This window comes from Burkholderia sp. HAN2018, assembly GCF_024704855.1.
Lineage (GTDB): Bacteria > Pseudomonadota > Gammaproteobacteria > Burkholderiales > Burkholderiaceae > Burkholderia > Burkholderia cepacia.
On record NZ_QOBB01000515.1, the window covers coordinates 1 to 1,110 of the forward strand.

Genomic DNA, 1,110 nt, shown 5'->3' on the forward strand with positions numbered 1-1,110 from the left:
CCGCGCCGCCGACCGCGACGCACGCAGCGCGCACGTCGTCGGGCAACGCTTCCGGACGGTCGAACACGGGCGCGCCGACGCGCGCGGCCAGCGCAGCGGTACGCGCGCTGCCTTGCCCCAGGATGCCTGCGACGCGATACGTGCCGGACGCGGCGAGGCCCGCCGCATAGAACTGGCCGAAGCGGGAGCCGGCCACGACGACCGGCAGCGGATGAGCCTTCATTGCGCCTCCTTCAGGCGGGTGTCGACGAACGTGGCGTTCAGGCAGTCGAAATGACCGCCGGGGATGTCGACGGACGTGATGCCGCCGAGCGCCTGCGCCGTCCAGTATTCGGTGAGCGCCGCGCGCTGCTGCGGAATCAGCGGGTTGCAGCGCTCCGGCACGAACAGCCGCAGCGCACCCGCGTACGGCGCGTCGCCCGCCCAGTGGCTCGCCTGCACCGAATGCATGAAGAGCCGGTACAGCCGTTCGCGCTCGTCGAGCAGCGGATGCGCGACCTCGTCCTGCATCGACAATCCGGCGGCCGCGCGCAGCACGCGGCGGCGCAACGTATCGAGCGGCTCGCAGCGGTCGCCGAAAATCTCCAGCTGGGCCTGCAGGCTGCCGGGCGCGAGACGCGCGGGGTCGGCCTTCAATGCGTCGGCGAGTGCGTCGGCCAGCACGTACGTCTCCGGAAAACCGAGCGCGTCGAGCGGCAGCCCGAGCGTCGCCGCGAAGTTGAACAGCACGAGCCGCTCGTCTTCGATCAGGTACGGAATCCGGTAGCTCGACACGATGTCGAGCGTGCGCACCTCGACGCCGAGCTGCACCAGCGACTTCGCCATTTCGAGCGCGACCAGGCCGCCCGAGCAGTAGCCGAGCACGTCGACCTCGCGCACGCCGGTGCGCCACAGCGCATCCGCATAACGCCGGCCGAGCGTCGCGTTCAGGTGGCGCGCCGGCAGGTCGAGATAGTCCTGCGCGTCGCGCACCGCGAAGCCGAGCACCGGGCCGAGCCGCGCGAGCGCCGGCATGACCGGACGATATGCATGCACGGTGCCGAGCCCTTCGTGCACGATCACGCGCGGCACGCCGTCGCCGGGCGCGAGCGGGATCGGCCGCACGCCGCC

General features: G+C 71.9%; 2 protein-coding genes. Both read right to left on the reverse strand.

The genetic code is table 11. The annotated features are described in order from the left end of the window. A partial coding sequence (locus tag DPV74_RS41480) for a Gfo/Idh/MocA family oxidoreductase (RefSeq protein ID WP_162923343.1) occupies window positions 1-223 on the reverse strand: 223 nt, incomplete at its 3' end. Next, a partial coding sequence (locus tag DPV74_RS41485) for a thioesterase domain-containing protein (RefSeq protein WP_240440121.1) occupies window positions 220-1,110 on the reverse strand: 891 nt, incomplete at its 5' end. The genes DPV74_RS41480 and DPV74_RS41485, both read right to left, overlap by 4 nt.